Origin of the sequence: Asanoa hainanensis (assembly GCF_900188485.1) — a bacterium.
In the GTDB taxonomy this organism is placed as follows: Bacteria; Actinomycetota; Actinomycetes; order Mycobacteriales; family Micromonosporaceae; genus Asanoa; species Asanoa hainanensis.
This window is the reverse complement of record NZ_FZPH01000022.1, coordinates 78884-97625: the sequence shown is the minus strand read 5'-3', so window position 1 is coordinate 97625 and position 18742 is coordinate 78884. Positions and strand designations below refer to the sequence as shown.

The 18742-nt window shown below is 71.3% G+C and carries 17 protein-coding genes; 9 read left to right on the top strand and 8 right to left on the bottom strand.

Annotation, left to right across the window (positions count from 1 at the left end; translation table 11 throughout):
- From CHC05_RS36045 to CHC05_RS36030, 4 genes are read left to right on the top strand one after another with little or no spacing between them, the layout of a single operon-like run.
- Positions 1-858: an ABC transporter permease gene (locus tag CHC05_RS36045; protein WP_218824784.1), complete on the top strand. Its 858-nt coding sequence runs from the start codon at positions 1-3 to the stop codon at positions 856-858.
- Positions 855-1832: an ABC transporter ATP-binding protein gene (locus CHC05_RS36040; protein WP_089255117.1), complete on the top strand. Its 978-nt coding sequence runs from the start codon at positions 855-857 to the stop codon at positions 1830-1832. Before CHC05_RS36045 ends, CHC05_RS36040 begins: the two co-directional genes overlap by 4 nt.
- On the top strand, positions 1829-2827 hold the full coding sequence (locus CHC05_RS36035; RefSeq protein ID WP_089255116.1) for an ABC transporter ATP-binding protein: 999 nt from the start codon (positions 1829-1831) through the stop codon (positions 2825-2827). The genes CHC05_RS36040 and CHC05_RS36035 overlap by 4 nt, the downstream gene beginning before the upstream one ends.
- 11 nt (positions 2828-2838) lie before the next feature.
- A complete protein-coding gene (locus tag CHC05_RS36030; RefSeq protein WP_179266524.1) occupies positions 2839-3690 on the top strand; it encodes an IclR family transcriptional regulator in 852 nt (283 codons plus the stop codon).
- A 5-nt stretch (positions 3691-3695) separates the two neighbouring features.
- On the opposite strand, the gene CHC05_RS36025 is transcribed toward CHC05_RS36030, so the two are convergent.
- Positions 3696-4073, bottom strand: a complete 378-nt coding sequence (locus CHC05_RS36025) for a RidA family protein (RefSeq protein ID WP_089255114.1) — start codon at positions 4071-4073, stop codon at positions 3696-3698.
- A gap of 34 nt (positions 4074-4107) precedes the next feature.
- Between CHC05_RS36025 and CHC05_RS36020 the strand changes: the two genes are divergently transcribed.
- The 5 genes from CHC05_RS36020 to hisD are packed head-to-tail and all read left to right on the top strand — an operon-like array spanning position 4108 to position 9776.
- Positions 4108-5673: an N-acyl-D-amino-acid deacylase family protein gene (locus CHC05_RS36020; RefSeq protein ID WP_089255113.1), complete on the top strand. Its 1566-nt coding sequence runs from the start codon at positions 4108-4110 to the stop codon at positions 5671-5673.
- Positions 5670-6503 (top strand): amidohydrolase family protein, encoded by an 834-nt coding sequence (locus CHC05_RS36015; RefSeq protein WP_089255112.1) that lies wholly within the window; start codon positions 5670-5672, stop codon positions 6501-6503. The genes CHC05_RS36020 and CHC05_RS36015 overlap by 4 nt, the downstream gene beginning before the upstream one ends.
- Positions 6500-7579: an alanine racemase gene (locus tag CHC05_RS36010; protein WP_089255111.1), complete on the top strand. Its 1080-nt coding sequence runs from the start codon at positions 6500-6502 to the stop codon at positions 7577-7579. The genes CHC05_RS36015 and CHC05_RS36010 overlap by 4 nt, the downstream gene beginning before the upstream one ends.
- A gap of 46 nt (positions 7580-7625) precedes the next feature.
- Positions 7626-8459: a PIG-L deacetylase family protein gene (locus tag CHC05_RS36005; protein ID WP_179266523.1), complete on the top strand. Its 834-nt coding sequence runs from the start codon at positions 7626-7628 to the stop codon at positions 8457-8459.
- Between the two features lie 18 nt (positions 8460-8477).
- On the top strand, positions 8478-9776 hold the full coding sequence (hisD, locus tag CHC05_RS36000) for a histidinol dehydrogenase (RefSeq protein WP_089255109.1): 1299 nt from the start codon (positions 8478-8480) through the stop codon (positions 9774-9776).
- A gap of 78 nt (positions 9777-9854) precedes the next feature.
- On the opposite strand, the gene CHC05_RS35995 is transcribed toward hisD, so the two are convergent.
- The 7 genes from CHC05_RS35995 to CHC05_RS35965 form a co-directional block, all read right to left on the bottom strand.
- Positions 9855-12128: a hypothetical protein gene (locus tag CHC05_RS35995; RefSeq protein WP_089255108.1), complete on the bottom strand. Its 2274-nt coding sequence runs from the start codon at positions 12126-12128 to the stop codon at positions 9855-9857.
- 142 nt (positions 12129-12270) lie between these two features.
- On the bottom strand, positions 12271-12696 hold the full coding sequence (locus tag CHC05_RS35990; RefSeq protein WP_089255107.1) for a phosphatase domain-containing protein: 426 nt from the start codon (positions 12694-12696) through the stop codon (positions 12271-12273).
- Positions 12697-12738: 42 nt separating this feature from the next.
- Positions 12739-13461 (bottom strand): anti-sigma factor, encoded by a 723-nt coding sequence (locus tag CHC05_RS35985; protein ID WP_089255106.1) that lies wholly within the window; start codon positions 13459-13461, stop codon positions 12739-12741.
- Positions 13458-14078, bottom strand: a complete 621-nt coding sequence (gene sigK / locus CHC05_RS35980; RefSeq protein ID WP_089255105.1) for an ECF RNA polymerase sigma factor SigK — start codon at positions 14076-14078, stop codon at positions 13458-13460. The genes CHC05_RS35985 and sigK overlap by 4 nt, the downstream gene beginning before the upstream one ends.
- Positions 14079-14158: 80 nt before the next feature.
- Positions 14159-15598, bottom strand: a complete 1440-nt coding sequence (locus CHC05_RS35975) for a nickel/cobalt transporter (RefSeq protein ID WP_089255104.1) — start codon at positions 15596-15598, stop codon at positions 14159-14161.
- A complete protein-coding gene (locus CHC05_RS35970; RefSeq protein WP_089255103.1) occupies positions 15595-16902 on the bottom strand; it encodes a tetratricopeptide repeat protein in 1308 nt (435 codons plus the stop codon). Before CHC05_RS35970 ends, CHC05_RS35975 begins: the two co-directional genes overlap by 4 nt.
- Positions 16903-16965: 63 nt before the next feature.
- Complete coding sequence (locus CHC05_RS35965) at positions 16966-18627, bottom strand: DUF4331 domain-containing protein (protein WP_089255102.1); 1662 nt, start codon at positions 18625-18627, stop codon at positions 16966-16968.
- Between the last annotated feature and the right edge of the window lie 115 nt (positions 18628-18742).

Genomic DNA, 18742 nt, shown 5'->3' with positions numbered 1-18742 from the left:
GTGACCGCTGTTCGAACGCCCGCGGGTGCCGCACTGCGCCGCTTCCGCAAGCACCCGGCGGCCGTGGTCAGCGTGGTGTTCATCGCTCTGGTCGTGCTCGCCGCGATCTTCGCGCGCCTGCTGTCCGGGCACGACCCCAACGCGATCGACCTGCTCAACGCCCGCTCCGGCCCGTCCGGCGGGCACCTGCTGGGCACCGACTCGACCGGCCGCGACGTGTTGTCCCGGCTGCTGTTCGCGGGCCGGATCTCGCTCGGCGTCGGCATCGCGTCGGCCGCCATCGCGGTCGTGCTCGGCACCATCCTCGGCAGCATCGCGGGCCTGCTCGGCGGCTGGGTGGACGGCCTGGTGATGCGCCTGGCCGACGTCTTCATGTCGTTCCCGTCGCTGGTGGTCATCGTGGTGGTGGCCGGCATCCTGGGCCCCAGCGTGCTGACCATGGTGATCGCGATCGGCCTGTTCCAGTGGCCGGTCTGCGGCCGGATCGTCCGCGGCGTCACGCTCTCGTTGCGCGAGCAGGAGTTCGTGCTGGCCTCCCGAGCGACCGGCGCCGGTCCACTGTGGCTGATGCGCAAACACATCATCCCGGCCGCCCTGCCCCCGGTCAGCGTGGTCGCCACGCTGGCGGTGGCGCAGGCCATCGCCTTGGAGGCCACGCTGTCCTTCCTCGGTCTCGGAGTGCAACCCCCGGCGGCGAGCTGGGGCAACATGCTCACGGACGCCCAAAGCCTCACGGTGATCCGCTCGGAGCCCTGGCTGTGGTTGTCGCCGGGCATCGCGGTCGCCCTGACCGTCTTGGCGGTCAACTTCATCGGAGACGGCCTCCGCGACGCGGTCGACCCGAGGTCGTCGTCATGACCGAGTCGTTGTTGCGCATCGACGGGCTGGGCGTCGACTTCCACACCGACGACGGGGTGGTGCACGCCGTCACCGACGTGAGCCTGGCCGTCGAGGCCGGGGAGATCGTCGCGATCGTCGGCGAGTCCGGGTCCGGGAAGACCGTTACCGCGATGTCCGTGCTGCGGCTGCTGCCGAAGGCCGCCGAGGTCAGTGCCGACGCCATCGCTTTCCGGGGTACGGATCTGCGGACGCTGTCCGGTGCTGAGCTGCGCAAGATTCGTGGCGGTCCGGTCGGGATGATCTTCCAGGATCCGATGACCGCGCTGAACCCGGTGATGACCATCGGTGCGCAGGTCGCCGAGGCGGTGGTGTTGCACCAGGTCCGGCCCGACAAGAAGGCCGCCTGGCAGCGCGCGATCGAGCTGCTGCGCCTGGTCGGGGTGCCGGATCCGGGTGAGCGGGTCAAGCAGTACCCGCACGAGTTCTCCGGTGGCATGCGCCAGCGGGCGATGATCGCCATGGCGATCGCCAACGATCCCGATCTGATCATCGCCGACGAGCCGACCACCGCGCTCGACGTGACGATCCAGGCCCAGGTGTTGGCGCTGCTCAAGAAGGCGCAGGCCGAGACCGGTGCGGCGACCATCCTGATCACGCACGACCTGGGCATCGTCGCCGAGCTCGCCGACCGGGTCGTCGTCATGTACGCCGGCCGCGTGGTCGAGTCCGCCGGTGTCACCGAGCTGTTCGCGACGCCGCGGCACCCGTACACGAAAGGGCTGTTGGCCAGCCTGCCCCGGATGGACGTCGACGTCGACCAGCTCGACCCGATCCCCGGCAACCCGCCGAACATGGCCGACCCGCCCGCCGGCTGCGCGTTCCATCCCCGCTGCCCACTGGCCCGCGACAGGTGCCGCACCGACCGGCCGCCGCTGCTGGCGATCGGTGCCGGACGGACGAGCGCGTGTCACTTCAACGAGGAGCTGGCATGACGAGCCTGCTGAAGGTGGAGGGGCTGCACAAGCACTTTCCGATCCGGCGCGGTGTGCTGCGGCGGCAGGTCGGTGAGATCCGGGCCGTCGACGGCGTCGACCTCGAGCTGGAGACCGGCGAGACGCTGAGCCTGGTCGGCGAGTCCGGCTGCGGCAAGTCGACCACCGGCCGGCTGCTGGTCCGCCTGCTGGAGCCGACCGCCGGGAAGATCCTGTTCGAGGGTGCCGACCTGGCCACGCTCTCGCAGCGCGAGCTGCGAGCCAAGCGGCAGGCGATCCAGATCATGTTCCAGGACCCGTACGCCTCGCTGTCGCCCCGGATGACCGTGCAGGAGATCGTCGCCGAGCCGTTGCGGGTGCAGGGCCGGTACGCCGACGACGGCGGCGCCGACCGCGTCCGCGAGCTGCTGGAGCTGGTGGGGCTGCGGCCCGAGCACTCCCGGCGGTACGCGCACGAGTTCTCCGGCGGGCAGCGCCAGCGGATCGGGCTGGCCCGCGCGCTCGCGCTCAACCCGCGGCTGCTGGTGCTTGACGAGCCGGTCAGCGCGCTCGACGTGTCGGTGCAGGCTCAGGTGATCAACCAGCTCCGGGGGCTGCAGGATCGGCTCGGGCTGGCGTACGTGTTCATCTCGCACAACCTGTCGGTCGTGCGGCACATCTCGCACCGGGTCGCGGTGATGTACCTGGGCTCCATCGTGGAGGTCGGCACCCGCGCCGACATCTTCACCGCGCCGACCCACCCGTACACGCAGGCGCTGTTGTCCGCGATCCCGGTGCCCGATCCGGTCGGCCGCGCCGAGCGGGACCGGATCACGCTGGCCGGAGACGTACCCAGTCCGAGTAACCCACCGACCGGTTGTCGGTTCCGCACGCGGTGCTGGAAGGCTCAGGATGTGTGCGCGCAGGAGGCGCCTCCGCTGATCGACCGGATCGGCGTCGGCCACCCCAGCGCATGTCACTTCCCCGAGGTTCCAGCCACTGTCGGCGGCGCGTAGGAGAGTCCACAATGCCGAGAGTACCCCGCATCTCCGTCGACGACGCCAAGCCGGCGTCGGCCAACTACCACGCCAACGCCCTCGCCCGCGGTCTCGCCCTGCTGGAGATGCTGGCCGCGGCGCCCGAGCCGCTGACGCTCACCGAGTTCAGCGACGCGACCGCACTGCCCAAGAGCACGCTGGTACGCCTGCTCGCGGTGCTGTCCGAGATGGAATACCTCGTCCGGGTCGACGACCGACCGTCGTACCGGCTCGGCCACAAGGTGCAGCGGCTGGCCGCCGCGTACGTGTCCAACCTGGACCTGACGGTCGTCGCCGAGCGCTACCTGCAGCCGGTCGCCGAGCAGACGGGACAGACCGCCAACCTCGGCGTGCTCGACGGCGACCAGGTGCTGCACATCTGTGTCGCCGAGCCCGATCGGCCGCTGCGGTTCACGAGCGCGCTGGGCGCGCGGGACCACACGTACGCCACCGGTCTGGGCAAGGTGCTGCTCGCGAACCTGCCGGACGACCAGGTCGCCGCCGCGGTGCCGGCCGAGCCGTTCACCGCGTTCACCGACAGCACCATGACCACGCTGGCCGACCTGCGCAAGGACCTGAAGAAGGTGGCCCGGCGCGGCTTCGCGCTCGACGACAGCGAGCGCAGCGTCGGCCTACGGTGCGTCGCGGTGCCGGTGCGGGTCGCCGGCGACTGCCTGGCCGCGATCAGCGTCTCCGGGCCGGCGGGCGAGTTCGGCACGGCCAAGCAGCAGGTCTACGTCGCCGCGTTGGAGGAGGCCGCCAAGGCGGTGACCGACGACCCGGACTTCGTCACGGCGCTGCGCATCGTGCACCGCTCTCTCCGGGTCGCCGGCCGCCCATGAGGGCGTCAGCCTACGTAGGCGATCGCTTCGATCTCCACGCGTACGTCGGGGTGGCCGAACGCGACGACCACCGTCGTGCGGGCCGGCGGCGCCTCCGGGAAGCGGCGCCGGTAGATCTCGTTGAACGGCGCGAACAGGATCGCGTTCGACAGGAACGCGCCGATCTTGACGATCTGGTCGGGACGCGCGCCGGCCGAGGCCAACACCGCCTCCACGTTGTCCAATGTGCTCTCCACCTCGCGGGCGAAGTCGCCGATGAAGACCTTGTTCTCGTGGTCGGTGGCGATCTGGCCGGAGACGAAGACGAAGTCACCCGCCCTGGTGGCGGACGACAGCGGCACGGTCGGTGCGGGGAGCCCCTCGGGGTGGAACCTCTCGATCATTCGCACATGGAACCACATTCCATGCGAGCTGCCCATGCCTGAGGAGCTGCTGCTCACCGGCGGCCTGGTGGTCGACGGGTCCGGCGGGCCCGCCGTCACCGCCGACGTCCTGGTGCGCGACGGCCGGGTCGCCGCGATCGGGTCCGGGCTCTCCGCCTCCTCGGTGCGGGACGTCACGGGCCGCGTCGTCTGCCCGGGTTTCGTCGACGTGCACACCCATTCCGACCTGACGCTGCTGTCGGACCCGCGCGGGCTGAGCAAGGTGCACCAGGGCGTGACCACCGAGGTCGTCGGCAACTGCGGCCTCGGCGTGGCACCGCTGGCGCCGGGCGCCGCCGTTGGGCCGATCCGGCAGGCGGTCGGCTATCTCGACCTGGATCCTGACGTTGACTGGTCCTGGGGGGATCTCGCCGGCTATCTCGACGTGCTGGCCGCCGTCGGTCCCGGCATCAACGTGGCCACCCTGGTCGGGCACCTCGCGCTGCACGCCTCGGTGGTCGGCTTCACGGACCGCGTGGCCACGCCGGTCGAGCTGGACCGGATGTGTGGGCTGCTCGACGACGCCTTCTCCGCGGGTGCCGTCGGGCTGTCCACCGGGCTGGTCTACGCACCGCTGCCCTTCGCCCGTGACGCCGAGCTGTTGGCGCTGGCGTCCGTGGTCGCGTCGCGGGATCGGATCTTCACGTGGCACGTGCGGAACTACGACGACGACCTGCTGTCCTCGGTGGCGCAGGCGGTGGCGGTCGCTCGGGCCACCGGTGCCCGCACCCAGATCTCGCACCTGGCCGCCGTCGGTCGCCGCAACTGGGGTGCGGTGCGGCGGGCCCTCGACCTGGTCGACGCGGCCAACGCCGACGGTTGCGACGTCGGCGTCGACATCTACCCCTACCTGCACGGCAACGCGCCGCTCTCGCAGTTGCTGCCGGCGCACGTCCAGGAGGGCGGGCCGGCGGTGTGGGGTCCCCGACTGCGCGACCCCGAGGTGCGTGCGGAGGTCCGTGCCGCCTGGGTGGACCGGCCGACGGGCTGGGACGAGCTGACGCTGAGCTGGACCAGCCGCCCGGCGCCGGATCCGGTGGTCGGGCAGACGATCGCCGCGCTGGCGGTTGGTGGCGACCCCGCCGACGTCGTGCTCGACCTGCTGGCCGAGCTCGGCAACGGCGTGCTGATGACGGCCGGCGGGCGCAGCGAGTCCGACTTGCGCGCCGTGCTCGACCACCCGGCCGCGGTGGTCGCCTCGGACGGGCTCGCGCTCGACCCGGGCGGGGTGACCGGGGCCGGCGTCCCGCATCCGCGCAGCTATGGGACGTTCCCGCGCTACCTGCGTACGTACGCCACCGATCTGCCCGATGCGGTGCGGCGGTGCACGTCGGCGCCCGCGGCCCGGGTGGGGCTGGCCGACCGGGGTCTGCTGCGGCCGGGCGTACCCGCCGATGTCGTGGTCTTCGACCCGGCGCGGTTGAGTGACCGGGCCACCTTCACCGATCCGCACCAGTTCGCCGCCGGCATCGACCTCGTGCTCGTCAACGGCGTGGTCACCGTCGACGGGGGAGAGCACACCGGCCGGCGGGCCGGGAACGTCTTGAGAGGGTCAGCATGATCGACGTACACACGCACTGTCATCTCGCCGAACACTGGGGTTGCGAGTGGCATCGCAACTGGCAGCCCGTCTACGGCCACGAGTACGCGAACCGGACCCCCGAGCAGTACGACGAGGCGATGGCCGCGGCCGGCGTCGACCTGGCGTTCGTGTTCGGCATGCGGGCCACCCGGGCCGGGGTGATCACGCCGAACGAGTACGTCGAGAAGTTTGTCGCTGAGACGTCCACCAACACGATCGGCTTCATGGCGCTCGACCTCTCCGACGCCGACGTCATGGACCAGCTCGCCGACGGCATCGCCCGGGGGCTGCGGGGCGTCAAGCTCTACCCGGTGCTGGCCCACTTCGACCCGCGCGACGAGGCGCACGACCCGTTCTTCCGGGCGGCCACCGAGGCCGGGCTGATCGTGCTCTGGCACATGGGCACGACGCCGAGCCCCGAAGGCCGGCTGGAGCTGACCAACCCGCTGCTGGTCGACGACGTGGCCCGGCGGCACCCCGACCTCAAGCAGATCATCGCCCACCTGGGCCACCCGTGGCAGCGCGAGACCATCGTGGTGCTGCGCAAGGCGCGCAACGTGTTCGGCGACGTGTCCGCGTCGTGGGCCAGGCCGTTGGACGGCTTCATGGCACTGGTACGCGCGCAGGAGTGGGGTGTCACGCAGAAGCTCCTGTTCGGCTCGGACTATCCGATGTGGACGCCGGCCGAGGCGGTGGAGGGGCTGCGGTCGCTCGCCTCCATGCGGCCGTCCGGTTTGCCGGCGATCAAGCCTTCGACCTTCGAGTGGTTGCTCGACGGCGACCCGCGCGAAGCCCTGGGGCTGGCATGATCCCGCTCGCCGCGTTGCCGACGCCCGCGCTGCTGGTCGACCTCGACCGGCTGGAGCGCAACATCGCCGCGATGGCCGGCGCGTTCGCGGCCGCCGGTGTCGCGCTGCGCCCGCACGTCAAGACGTCCAAGTGCTGGGAGGTCGCCCGCCGCCAGCTCGCCGCAGGCGCGATCGGCTTCACCTGCTCCACCGCGGCCGAGGTGGCGTGGCTGCAGTCGCACGGTGTGGGCGATCTGCTGTGGGCGCACATCCCGATCGGGCCGCGCAAGGTGCGGTTTGTCGTCGACGCGATCGCTCAGCACGGTGGCGGGTTGACCGTCTCGCTGGACTCGGTGGAGGCGGCCCGGCCGTTGTCGGCTTCTGCTTTTGCGGCGGGGATCACGGTGCCGTTCGTGCTCGAGGTCAACACCGGGCACGCCCGGTTGGGCGTCGAGCCCTCGTCGGCGGTCGCGACGGCCACCGCTATCGCTTCGCTGCCCGGTCTGCGACTGCGGGGCGTGCTGACCCACGAGGGGCACATCTCGGCGCTGGCGGACCGTCCGGCGCTGGAGGAGGCCGGGTCGACCGCGGGTGCGCTGCTGGTGTCGGTCGCTGACGCACTGCGTACCGCCGGCTTTTTGGTCGAGGTGGTTTCGGTCGGCTCGACACCCGGTGCCACGTCGACGCCGTTCGTGCCCGGGGTGACGGAGGGCCGGCCCGGCACCTACGTCTACTACGACGCGAACCAGACGCGGCTCGGCAGTTGCACGCTCGACCAGTGCGCCCAGACGGTGCTCGCGACCGTGGCGTCCGTGCAGCGCGCCGGTCGGCCGATCATCGACGCCGGCATCAAGGCGATGAGCTCCGACGCGATCGCGGCCGCCGGCGGGGTGGGCCTGGTGCTCGACCGGCCGGACGTCACCTTCCCGGAAGCCAACGAGGAGCACGGCTTTCTGGTCGGGAGCGGCTTGGCCGTCGGCGATCTGGTGCGGCTCGTGCCCAACCATGCCTGCGGCACGACCAACATGTGGAGCCACCTGTACGCGGTGCGGGGCGACATGGCGGTCGAGCGCTGGGAAATCTCGGCCCGCTACTGATTGACATGGAACGGCGTTTCACGTTCGCTGGACAACCATGAAGGTCATGACCATCTACGCCCACCCGGCGGACACGATCACCAACTGCGGCGGCACCCTGGCCCGGCACGCGGCCGCGGGCGACGAGGTGGTCGCGCTGATCCTGACGCACGGCGGGCGGATCCACGCCAACCGGTACGCCGAGGAGTGGCGCAAGGACTCGCCCGACGAGGCGATCGCGAACGCCGGCCTCGACGACATCGTGGCCCACAAGAAGGGCGAGCTCGAACGGGCCGCCGAGATCGTCGGCATCTCCCGCGTGATCACGCTGGACCTGGACGACAACTACGCCGCCCTGCGCGAGGACGTCGTCGACCAGGTCGCCGAGCAGCTCGCGATCGAACGGCCGGACGTCGTGATCTGCGACTACCCGGTCAACCCGGTGGCGGCAGCCAACATGCACACGGTGGCGACGGTGACGGTGCTGGCCGCGCTCGGGCGGGCCGGCGCGTTCGTGAAGAACCTCGACGACCGCGCGGAGTTCCACGTCAAGCAGGTCTTCTTCACCTCGCTGCCCGTGATGGCCGGCGACGGGCTGAGCCTGTACGGGCTGCGCAACGACGTCTACATCGACATCACGGACGTGGTCGGCAAAAAGATCGCGGCGATGGACTGCTTCGACAGCCAGGGTTACTCGGGGTTGTTCGCGCGCAAGCTGATCGAGGCCAACAACGGCGAGAGCGGCCGGGTGGCGGGCGTCAACTTCGCCGAGGCGTTCTACCGCATGAACAACGAGACCCACTCGCTGCTGCCGGTCACCGAGGCCGCCCGCGGCGACGACGTGCTGACGCGGCACATCACGTACAGCACGGTCAACCTGCGGGCCACGTACCCGATCTGACTTCTGGAGGTTTTGGTCATGGCAGCGCGCTACCTGAAGTCGGCGCCCGCGGCGACCCAGGACGACGCGCAGGCTCGCGGCGTGCGGGAAACGGTGGCGGGGGTGATCGCCGATGTCCGCTCACGCGGTGACGCCGCGGTCCGGGAGTACTCGGAGAAGTTCGACAACTGGTCGCCCCCGTCGTTCCGGCTGTCTCCGGACGAGATCGAGCGCATCGTGGCGACCGTGCCGGAGCAGGCGATCGCGGACATCAAGACGGTGCAGGCTCGGGTACGCGACTTCGCCCAGCGGCAGAAGGACTCGTTGCGCGACTTCGAGGACGAGGTGTCGCCGGGGGTGTTCCTGGGCCAGAAGAACATCCCCGTGGCCGCCGCGGGCGCGTACGTGCCCGGCGGCCGCTACCCGCTCGTGGCGTCGGCCCACATGACCGTGGTGACCGCCAAGGTGGCCGGCGTCTCGCGCGTCACGTCGTGCACGCCACCGATCCGGGGCAAGATCCCGGCGGCGACGGTGGCTGCGCTGCACCTGGCTGGCGCCGACGAGATCTACCTGCTTGGCGGCACCCAGGCGGTCGCGGCGATGGCGCTTGGCACCGAGACCATCGGCAAGGTGGACCTGCTGGCCGGCCCGGGCAACGCCTATGTCGCCGAGGCCAAGCGGCAGCTCTTCGGTGAGGTCGGCATCGACCTGTTCGCCGGCCCGACCGAGATCCTGGTGATCGCGGACGGCACGGCGGACCCGTTCGTGGTCGCGGTGGACCTGCTCAGCCAGGCGGAGCACGGCCCGGACTCGCCGGCCATCCTGATCACTGACTCCGAGACGCTGGCCCGCCGGGTCATGGAGCTGATCGAGGAGATCCTGCCGGGCATGCCCACCCGCGACTTCGCCGCGCCGGCCTGGCGCGACCACGGCGAGGTGGCGGTGGTGGCGGACCTGGCCGAGGCGTTCGAGCTGGCGGACTCGTACGCCTCGGAGCACGTCCAGGTCCTGACCGAGTCGCCCCGAGACGCCCTGACGGCGATGCGCAACTACGGCGCCCTGTTCCTGGGCGAGGGCACGTGTGTGTCCTATGGGGACAAGGTGATCGGGACGAACCACACGCTGCCGACGCGCGGAGCGGCCCGCTACACGGGCGGCCTGTGGGTAGGCAAGTACCTGAAAACGGTGACCTACCAGGAGGTCACCAGCCCGGCGGCGAGCGTCGAACTGGGCCGCCTGTGCGGCCGCGCGGCCCGGGTGGAGCTCTTCGAGGGCCACGCGCGATCCGGCGACGTCCGGGCACACAAGTACGCCGGCGATCCGCTGTCCTGGCGGTGAGCGGTTGACCGGTGCGGTCGCGCGCTGGTGAGCCGACGGGAACGGGCGGGCGTCCCCCGGACGCCCGCCCGTTTCGCGTTACGGCGTAGGGACGGCCTGGCGAGTCACCTGCCAGGTCGCCGTCTGCGCGGCGGTCTCCAGCAGGACGGTGATCTGGCCTTCGGGCAAGGTGCAGTTGAGGGTACGGTCGGCCGACGGCGTCATCGTGTAGCAGTAGCGGATGCCGTCCGCGCTGAAGACGGACATCGTCGCGTTGCCGGTGCCCGACGTGCGCCGGTAGCGCAGGTCCTCACGGGCGGTGTGGTCGTCAGCCGCGATCGTGAAGCAGAAGCCGACCCGGTCAGCGCTGCTGTTGACCGTCGAGTCGTTCGCCTGGGCGGCGCACGACGGTGGCGGCGACACCGTGGCGATGCCCACCTGATACGTGCCGGTCGGCGTCCCCCCGTTGCGGTTGTCGACCAGCGCGAAGAACGGCGCCTCGCCGGTCAGCTCGCACGAGTACTGGTAAAGAGGGTTCGCGTCGCAGACGTAGCCGCCGTTGGCGTCGACGACCGACACGTACGGCCGGCCGACGCCGGTCGCGTCGGTCGGCAGCACCCGCACCACCTTGCCCCCGGCCGGCGCGGACAACTCGAGACAGTCGAGCTGGCCGGCGGCGCGGAACTCGCCAGACACCAGGTCGCCGTTGCCCGGCGCGCTCGCGCAGGACGACGGAGCGGCCGGCAGGAACGTCGTCGCGTACGCCGAGTCGTTCTGGATGATGGAGTCGGAGGTGGCCGACAGCACCATCGTGTAGCGCCCCGGCGCCGCGAACTGGCAGAAGGTCCGGCACAGCTCCCGGAAGTCGGCGTCGAAGACGGTGGGGCTGGCATCGTAGTTGTCGGCCCAGTGTGCATCGACCCGGTAGTCACCCGCGGCCGGCACGTCGAGGATGCGGCACCGGATGCCCGCCGCCGCTCCGGCCGGAGCCGCGCCGTACGCGCCCGGGCTGACGGTCGGGCAGCCGACCGGGTTGTTGAGCCGCCGCACCTGCAGCTCGTACGGCGCCTGGGGCTCCTCCGTGCTCTGGTTGCCGAGGTAGGAGATCACCCGGTAAGTGCCGGTGGTGGGTAGCACGCACCCCGCCTGCTCGTCGTAGTACGGGCAGAACGGGTTGCCGGCGCTGTCGACGACCCAGTGGTAGAAGTCGTTCCAGCGGGTCGGTGCCCCGAACGCGAGGATCCGGTCGCCGGCCTGCCCGCGGAAGGGCTGGCAGTGGGTGCCGATCAGCGAGCCCTGCGTCACCGAGATGGTCGGCTCGGTCCACGTGGTGCCGGTCGTGGGCGCGCAGCCGGAGTTGCGGTAGAGGGTCACGGCAGCCACCTGGTAAGTGACCTTTTCCCAGTTGGTGTTCGGCATCAGCAGGATGTAATCGCCGGCGGCCGGGATGGTGCAGCCGCGCGCATGCTCGTACTCGCTGCAGATCTGTTGGGCCGCCTGGTCGTAGAGGATCCAGTCGAAGTGTTGCCCGTTATAGACCCGGAACAGGGTCGCGCCGGCCGCGGCCGCGCGGACCTTGTGGCAGGTGAAGTCGTTGCCCTCGACCGTGGCGGTGTTGCTGTTGGCACCGGGATCGCCGAACCCGGTGGTGCGCAGCAGCGGGCAACCGGCCGGTGTCGTCAGGCGGGGCATGCGCAGCCGGTAAGCGGCCTCGGAGCCGCTGTATTCCCGGATGAACACGCGGTAAGGGCCGGCCGTGCGCAGCCTGCACTGCGTCGCGCCGTAGGAGATCTGGCAGACGGGCTGGAACGCGGCGTCGACGATCGTCCCTTGAACGCCGCCGAGCGGCGTCGTCAGCTGCAGCACGCTGTCGAGGGGCTGGTTGAATCGGTAGCACTGCCCTGCGGAGCCTGCTGGGATGGTCGTGGAGATGCCCGGCGACGCGAACGAGAAGAAGGCGTTGTCGAGCTGGGTGCAGGACGACGGGGTCTTGAGCGAGTCGACGGCGAGCGTGTATTCGCCTGGGCCCCATCGGCTGGACATCGTGATGGTGTACGTGCCGGCAGCACCGGCGACACAGTCCGAGACGCTGCCGAATACGGAACAGACCTGTTGGCCCGCGGCGTTGGTGACGACGCCTTCGACGATCTCGCCGCTGACATTGGCGCGCGTGATCAGCAGCGTGTCGGCGGCCTTCGCGGTGGTGACCGTGTAGGTCTGGGTCTCGCCTTGGTCGATCGAGCACGCCGCGATCTGGCCGAAGGGCAGGGGACCGCCGCAGTCAGCGCGCACCTGGGAGGTCTGGGCGGCCCCGGTCGCCGGCGGTGTCGCGGCTTGGGCGGCGGAGGGCAGGGCGACGGCTGACGGCAGCACGGCTAGCAGTGTTGCGAGGACAGCCAGACGTCTTCTTCTGACACGCATGTGAACTCCCCGTTGGTGCCTCCGCCCGCGTTGACGGAAAGGCGGAAACATAGTGACATGGGCATGCGTCAGTTACCAGGCCTCCGCTCGAACGCTAGAAGTCGCCGTCGGCGACCTGGCAGACCGTTAGCTCGAAGACGGTGCGCCACATGCGGACGACCTGGTCGCGGTCGTCGATGACGAAGGCGACCTCGTAGCGCGGCGCCACGAAACGGCGGTAGAGGTCGGCCTTGGTCTTGTGGTCCGGGCGGTCGTCGCGGTCGGCGCGCATGACGAGCTCGGCGAAGGGCACCCCCTGAGCGTCGAGCCAGAGCTCCGTCTGTCTCCGCGACTGCTCCTTGCGGCCGGACATCACGACGATCTGGTGGCGGCCCGCGGCCGCGATCGTCTGGACCAGCTCGATCACGGCCGGGTTGGGCTGGTCTTCGCCTACCCGGCTCCAGTCGTAGGGCGAGCGCTTCCCGCGGATGGCCAGCGTGCCGTCGACGTCGACGAGCACCGCCCGCTGTCGTTCGCTCATCTCATGATGATCGCTGGCCGTCGCCGCATGGGCCAATGAGGTTTATGCCACGCTCACCTGCCCCACGATCGGCAGGGTCGGGGTCGCCGAGCCGCCTTCGGGCTCGATGGTGGCGGCGAACGTGTCGGCCGCCGCCGTGCCCGTGATCAGGCGGGTGGCCGACGTCGTGCCCGGCGGCAGGACGGCGGCGCTGGTCGGGGTGGTGCCGTCGAGCATCCACAGCTGGTAGGTGCGGTCGGCGCCGGCCGGTCGCTCCGCCGTCATCGTCAGGACAGCCTCGCCCCGGGCGGCGGAGGTGACCACCGTGAGGCGCACGCCGCTGGTGGACCCGGCCGAGCGGAGGATCGCGTCGGGCGCCGACAGCACCTCGGTGACCCGTGCCGACTCCGCCTGGGCCGTGGTGCGCTGCTGGTCGAGGCGGCGTTCCTGGACGGCGAAGGTGCCGGTCGCCGCCACCGCGGCCAGGACGACCGCCGCGGCCACCGAGAACAGGCGCCGGTTGCGTTGTGGGCGCACGGGTTTGGCCGGTGTCGGCGCGTCCTGGCGGGTACGCGAGACCTCGGCGAAAACCCGGTCGCGGAGCGCGGGCGGCGGCACGGACCAGGCGCCGTCGGCCAGGCGGGCCGCCGTTTCCTGGAGCTCGGCCACCTCGATCGCGCAGGTCGCACAGCTGACCAGGTGCCGGCGGAAGGTGGCGCGCTCGATGTCGGTCAGCGCGTCGAGCACGTAGGCACCGGACAGCGCGTGCACGTCGCCGTTGGTCATGACGGCACCTCCACGCCCAGGCAGTCGCGTAGGCGGATCAGGCCGTCGCGCATGCGGGTCTTGATGGTGGGCAGGCTGACGTTGAGCAGCGTGGCCACCTCGCGGTAGCTGCGGCCGCCGTAGTAGGCCAGCGTGATGGACTCGCGTTGCAGCGACGTGAGGTCGTCGAGGCAGCGCCGGACCTGTTGCCGCTCCAGCCGTTCCTCGACCTCGCCGGACACCTCGTCGTAGGGCGTCTGTGCCGACCACGAGCCCGCCTTCTGCACGCGGTCGGTGGCGGCCTGCTCGGAGCGCACCCGGTCGACCGCCCGCCGGTGGGCGATGGTGAACACCCAGGCGGTGGCCGAGCCCTTGCTCGGCTCGAAGCGGGCCGCCGTGCGCCACACCTCGACCAGCACCTCCTGCGCCACCTCTTCGGCCTGGGCCGGGTCGCGCAGCACCTGCCGGGCCAGGCCGTAGACGCGGGCCGCGACCAGCTCGTAGAGCTGCCGGAACGCGCCCTCGTCACCGCGACCCACCGCGACCAGCAGCCGGTCGGCCTCGGACCGGTCGTCGACCGGCGCGGGCACCGCGGTCAGGTGGTCGCGCGGCGGGTCGCCGTGGCTCTGCTCGCGCATGAAGACTCCTCGCCGCTGCCTGTGTCGTGCTGTTCGCAGGGGGAATGATTCCGCGCCCGTGGTCATGGTCGCCACCCCGGTCAGGCGATTGTGGATAACGCTCGGCCGGCCAGGCCGAGCCCGACCACGACGATCAGGGCAGCGGTGGCCGACGGTGCCGCCACCTGCCACCGCTCCACCAGGCGCAACCGGCCGGCGAAGCGGTCCCGTACCCGGATCAGCAGCAGGCCCGCGGCCGTCAACGTGGCCGCCATGCCCAAGCCATAGGCGAAGACCAGCAGGACACCGAACGCGGTACGTCCCAGCGCGATCGCACCCAGCAACACCACCAGCGCCGACGGGCTGGGCACCAAACCACCCGCGATCCCGATCCCGGCGATTCCCCACTTGCCGGGCCCGTGCGAATGAGTGTGGCCGTGTACGTGCGTGTGGCCGGCGCCGTGCTTGTGGTCATGGCCGTGCGAGCGGCCGTGGTCGTGACCATGCGGTTGGCCGTGGTCGTGCCCGGCAGCCAGGCGGTTGTGGCTTCGGCGGCGCAGAGCGGACACCAGCGCGCCCACCCCGATCGCCGCCACGATCCCCCCGCTGACCACGCCCAACCAGGCCAACACCGACTCACCAGCGATCCCGGCGAACGTGGTCAGCAGCAACCCGAGCGCCAGCACTCCGCCGGTGTGCGTCAGCGTCACCGTCGCACCCACGGCCACGGCGTCCCGGGGCCGACCGGCCCGACCGGCCAGGTACGCGGCCATCACGGTCTTGCCGTGCCCCGGCAACGCCGCGTGGGCCGCACCGAGCACCAGCGCCAACAGCACCGCCAAGAGCCCGACCAGCGGCGTCAGCCGAGCACCGCCGACCACCGAGTCCAGCCACCGCTCGGCCCCGGCCAACGGCCCGGACAACCCGAGGGGCGCCGCACCCGACGACCGGGCCGCCGGCCCCGCACCCGCGGCCACCGCGGACCCGTCGGCCACGGCCGAGAACGCGGCCGTACGCACGTCGGGCGGCGACGACAACAGATCGTCGGGGTACCGGCGCAGCTCGGCACTGACCGAGGCGGACGGCACGGTCGAACCCTCCAGCCGCACGCCAGCACCGGTCGCGGTCAGCTCCCGCCACCCGATCCGGTCGGCCCGGAACCCGTTGTCGACGGTGACGTCCGCCGCCGACGAAAACGAGGCAGCCGCGCTCAGCCGGCAGTCCAGCCGACTGGTCTGCAGCCCGCCGGCCCCATCGGAAAGCGTCAGCGCGGAAGAGTCGACCGTCCATGAGAGACGCTGACCAGCCACGGTCACCGCGAGCGCGTCCGCCGCCTCCGCGCACGACGGCGCCGGGTCCTGCAGCGTCGGCAGCTCGGCCACGTCGGCCACCACGACCGCGTCGACCCGGTCGGGATGCAGCGTCAGACCGGCGTACCGGTTGACCGAGAAGTTGCCCAGCGGGTGCGCCGCCGCCGGTGCCGACGGCAGCGCCAGGAAGCCGACGACCGCCAAGCCAACGAATGCCAGGAAACGCCTCACGGCCGAGCCTCCAATGCGGACAGTGCCCGGCTGGCCGTCGGCCCGTCGGCGGGCGAGAAGTAGGGGTTGATGGCGCGCACCTGCCGCAGGGCCGACAGCGCGCCCGGCTGGTCGCCCAGGAACAGGAGCGTCATGCCGAGGTGGTACGCGTAACCGGCGTTGCGCGGCGAGCCGTCGACCGCGCGCCGCAGCAGCGGCAGCGCCTCGCGGTCCCGTCCGGCGAGGTGCAGTGACCAGCCCAGCACGTCGGCCACGTCGGCGAACGGCCGGCGGCGCCACTCGGCCTGGGCCAGCCGCACGGCGGCACCGGCGTCACCCCGGGCGAGCGCGAGCTGCGCCCCGGTCAGGTCGTCCTGCCCACCGTTCGCGACGAACAGCTTGTGTGCCGCCTCGGCCAGCGTCAGCTGGCGCGCGGCCTCGGGCAGCCGGCCGGCCAGCTTCAGCAGCGTGGCGTACTCCAGCAGGGTGTCCGGCGTCGGCGTGCGAGCCGCGACGGTTCCGGCGGCGTTGACCGCACCGGTCAGGTCGCCCTGCGCGGCAGCCACCCGCGCCTTCCCCCGGAGCAGTGAAAGATAACCGGGGCTGGCGGCCAGACCAGCCGCGTACTCGCGGGAAGCACCTGAGAGGTCGCCGGTCGACCAGGCGAGGTCGCCCAACTGGTTGCGGCAGAACGCGATGTCGGCCGGATCGGCGGCGGCGTCGAGCGCCCGCCGCATCAACTCGGTCGCCTCGGCGAGCTCACCGCGCTGTTCGAGGTCGTAGGAGGCGCGGGCGTACGCGGCCAGCCCAGGACGCAGGTCGAGCATCCGCTGGATCGCGGTCGTCGCCGCCGCGGGGTCGCCGAGCTGGGTGTGCGCGTCGGCCAGCACCCCGTACGCGTCGGCGTCGAAGGGGTTGGTCTTCAAGGCGTCGGTGGCGAACTTTCGCGCGGCCGCGAACTCGTGTCGGGCGTTGGCGAGCGCGCCGAGCCCGACGAGGGCGGCCGGGTTCTCCTTCGGCTTCACCGCCAGCGAACGCTCCAGCGCCCCTTCGGCTCTGGGATAGAGGCTGGGATCGGCGGTCACCCGGGCCTGCTCGACGTAGGCCAGGCCGAGCGCCGCCCAGGTCTCGTGGTCCCGCGGGAGCTTGCGCAGCCGCTCCTGGGCCCGAGTGATGTTGGCGGCCAACCGGTCGGTCGCGGCGACGGGCACGGTCGAGGGGGAGAGGGCCGGGGCCGGCTTGCGAAGGCCGAACACCGCACCGGCGGCGAGCAGGGCGACAGTGGCGACGGCCACCACCGCGACCGTCCGAAGGGGAGTGCGCATGAGCGGGGGTCCTTCCGGGAAGGCGGGGCGCGCCCCAGCAGTGGGACGCGCCCCGTGCACCTGTCAGAGCTTTACGGTGTCGTCCGGAGCCGGACCCGCTGCAGAGATCGAAGCCGTTCGTTGCCTGCGGAACCACCAGGTCACCAGGACCAGGGCCAGCAGGAGCGTGCCGATCACGGCGACGGTGAGGACCGAGCCGGTGCTCATGTCGTCGGACGCCGCGGCGGCGGCCGGCGAGAGCGACGGCGCCGGAGAGTCCTCGTCACCGGGCGGCACGATCGCCGCCGCGTTCGGGTCGGCGGAGGCGCTGCTCTGCCCACCGTTGACGGCACCCACGTTGGGCAGGGCCACGTACGGGAACTGGTCGCCGAACTGGTTGTCGTTGGCGTCCACCTTGTCGCCCGCGGCGAGCGCGTCGACGAGCTGACCGGTCTGCGCCGCGCCCTCGACCGCCTGGATCGAGATGTCGACCGCGTCGTCCGTCAGCCGCCGGCCGTTCGGGAAGCCCTGCAGGTCGCCGCCGAGCACGCCGAGCCGGTTGGGCTGGTCGGCGACCGGCACGCCCAGGTTCAGCCGGAGCATCTCGGAGGGCTGGAACCGCTTGGCGTTGACGTCCTTGTTGTTGAGCTGCGAGTTGAGGTCGGCCTTGATCGGGCCGTTGGCCTTGGTGGTGATACCGGTCAGGAAGATCTCGACCAGGTCGTTGCGGGGTGTGGCCGGCGCGGGCACGCCGTAGCTGGCCTCGATCAGCTTGGGCAGCTCGGGGTCGGTGACCCGCTTGACGACGGCGGGGATGCCGGCATCCTTGTCCGGTGAGATCGAGTTGAACGCGTCCTTGAGGTTCGCCGGGACGACGACCTCGTTGACCAGCGGGTTGCCGAGCCGCGAGACCTGCACGCGCTCGCCGCGGATGCCGTTGGTGCTCTGGCCGGTGACCCGCACCTTGGCCCGGTCGGTGGTGGTCCAGATGCCGACCACGGGGTTGCGGTTGGCGTCGCCGCGCAGTGCCACGTCCTTGAACGGCACCTGCAGCGCGATCGTGTTGACGTTGTAGCCGGCGAGCGTGTCCTGGCCGGTCTCGCTCAGATCGCCGCCGTACAGCAGGTCGAAGACCCGCAGGTCGAGGAAGAACGGGTCGTCGGCCTGGCCGGCGAACAGCTTCCAACCACCGTCGAGCTGGATCGTGGCCTCGTCGCGGAGCTTCTGGTAGTCCGGCATCGACGCGTTGCCGATCCGGGACGGCGCGACCGGTGCGTTGCTGACCCGGGTCTTGAACGGGCCGCCGTTGAACGACGTCTCCAGCTTGTAGGTCTGCTTGAACAGCAGGTTCGGGTCGTCGAACGAGTCGACCGGGCCGTTGTTGTAGAGGAACGTCGAGCCGCCCCGCTTGTCGATGTTCTTGAAGGTGTAGCGGAACACCGCGTCGGCGCGCGCGTCGCCGTCGTTGTCGATGTTGATGTTGTACGCCGCGTCGGTCGCGAACGGGTAGAAGTTCGGCCCGCCGTTGGGCTCCTCGAACGGGATCCAGTTGGCGATCAGCGTCACGTAGTCCGGTCGCTCGGGGCTGACGAAGGCGTACAGGTCGGTGTTGTCGGCGGCCGGGTCGCTGGCGATCAGCGGCGCCTCGCGGTGGCTGGACGCCACCGTCGGCTGCGGCCCGAGCGCGGCCAGCGCGATGCCCGTCACGGCGAGTGCCGCGAGGATCGCGCGGGGTTTTCTGGTCATCTCTGTCCTCCGCTTCAGGGGGTGCCTGCGCGAGGACTTCGGCGCCCGGCCGGGTGCCGGATTGGTCGGAGTCGGGTTCCTGTCACCAACCCATCCGGATCGCCCGCGGCTTCGA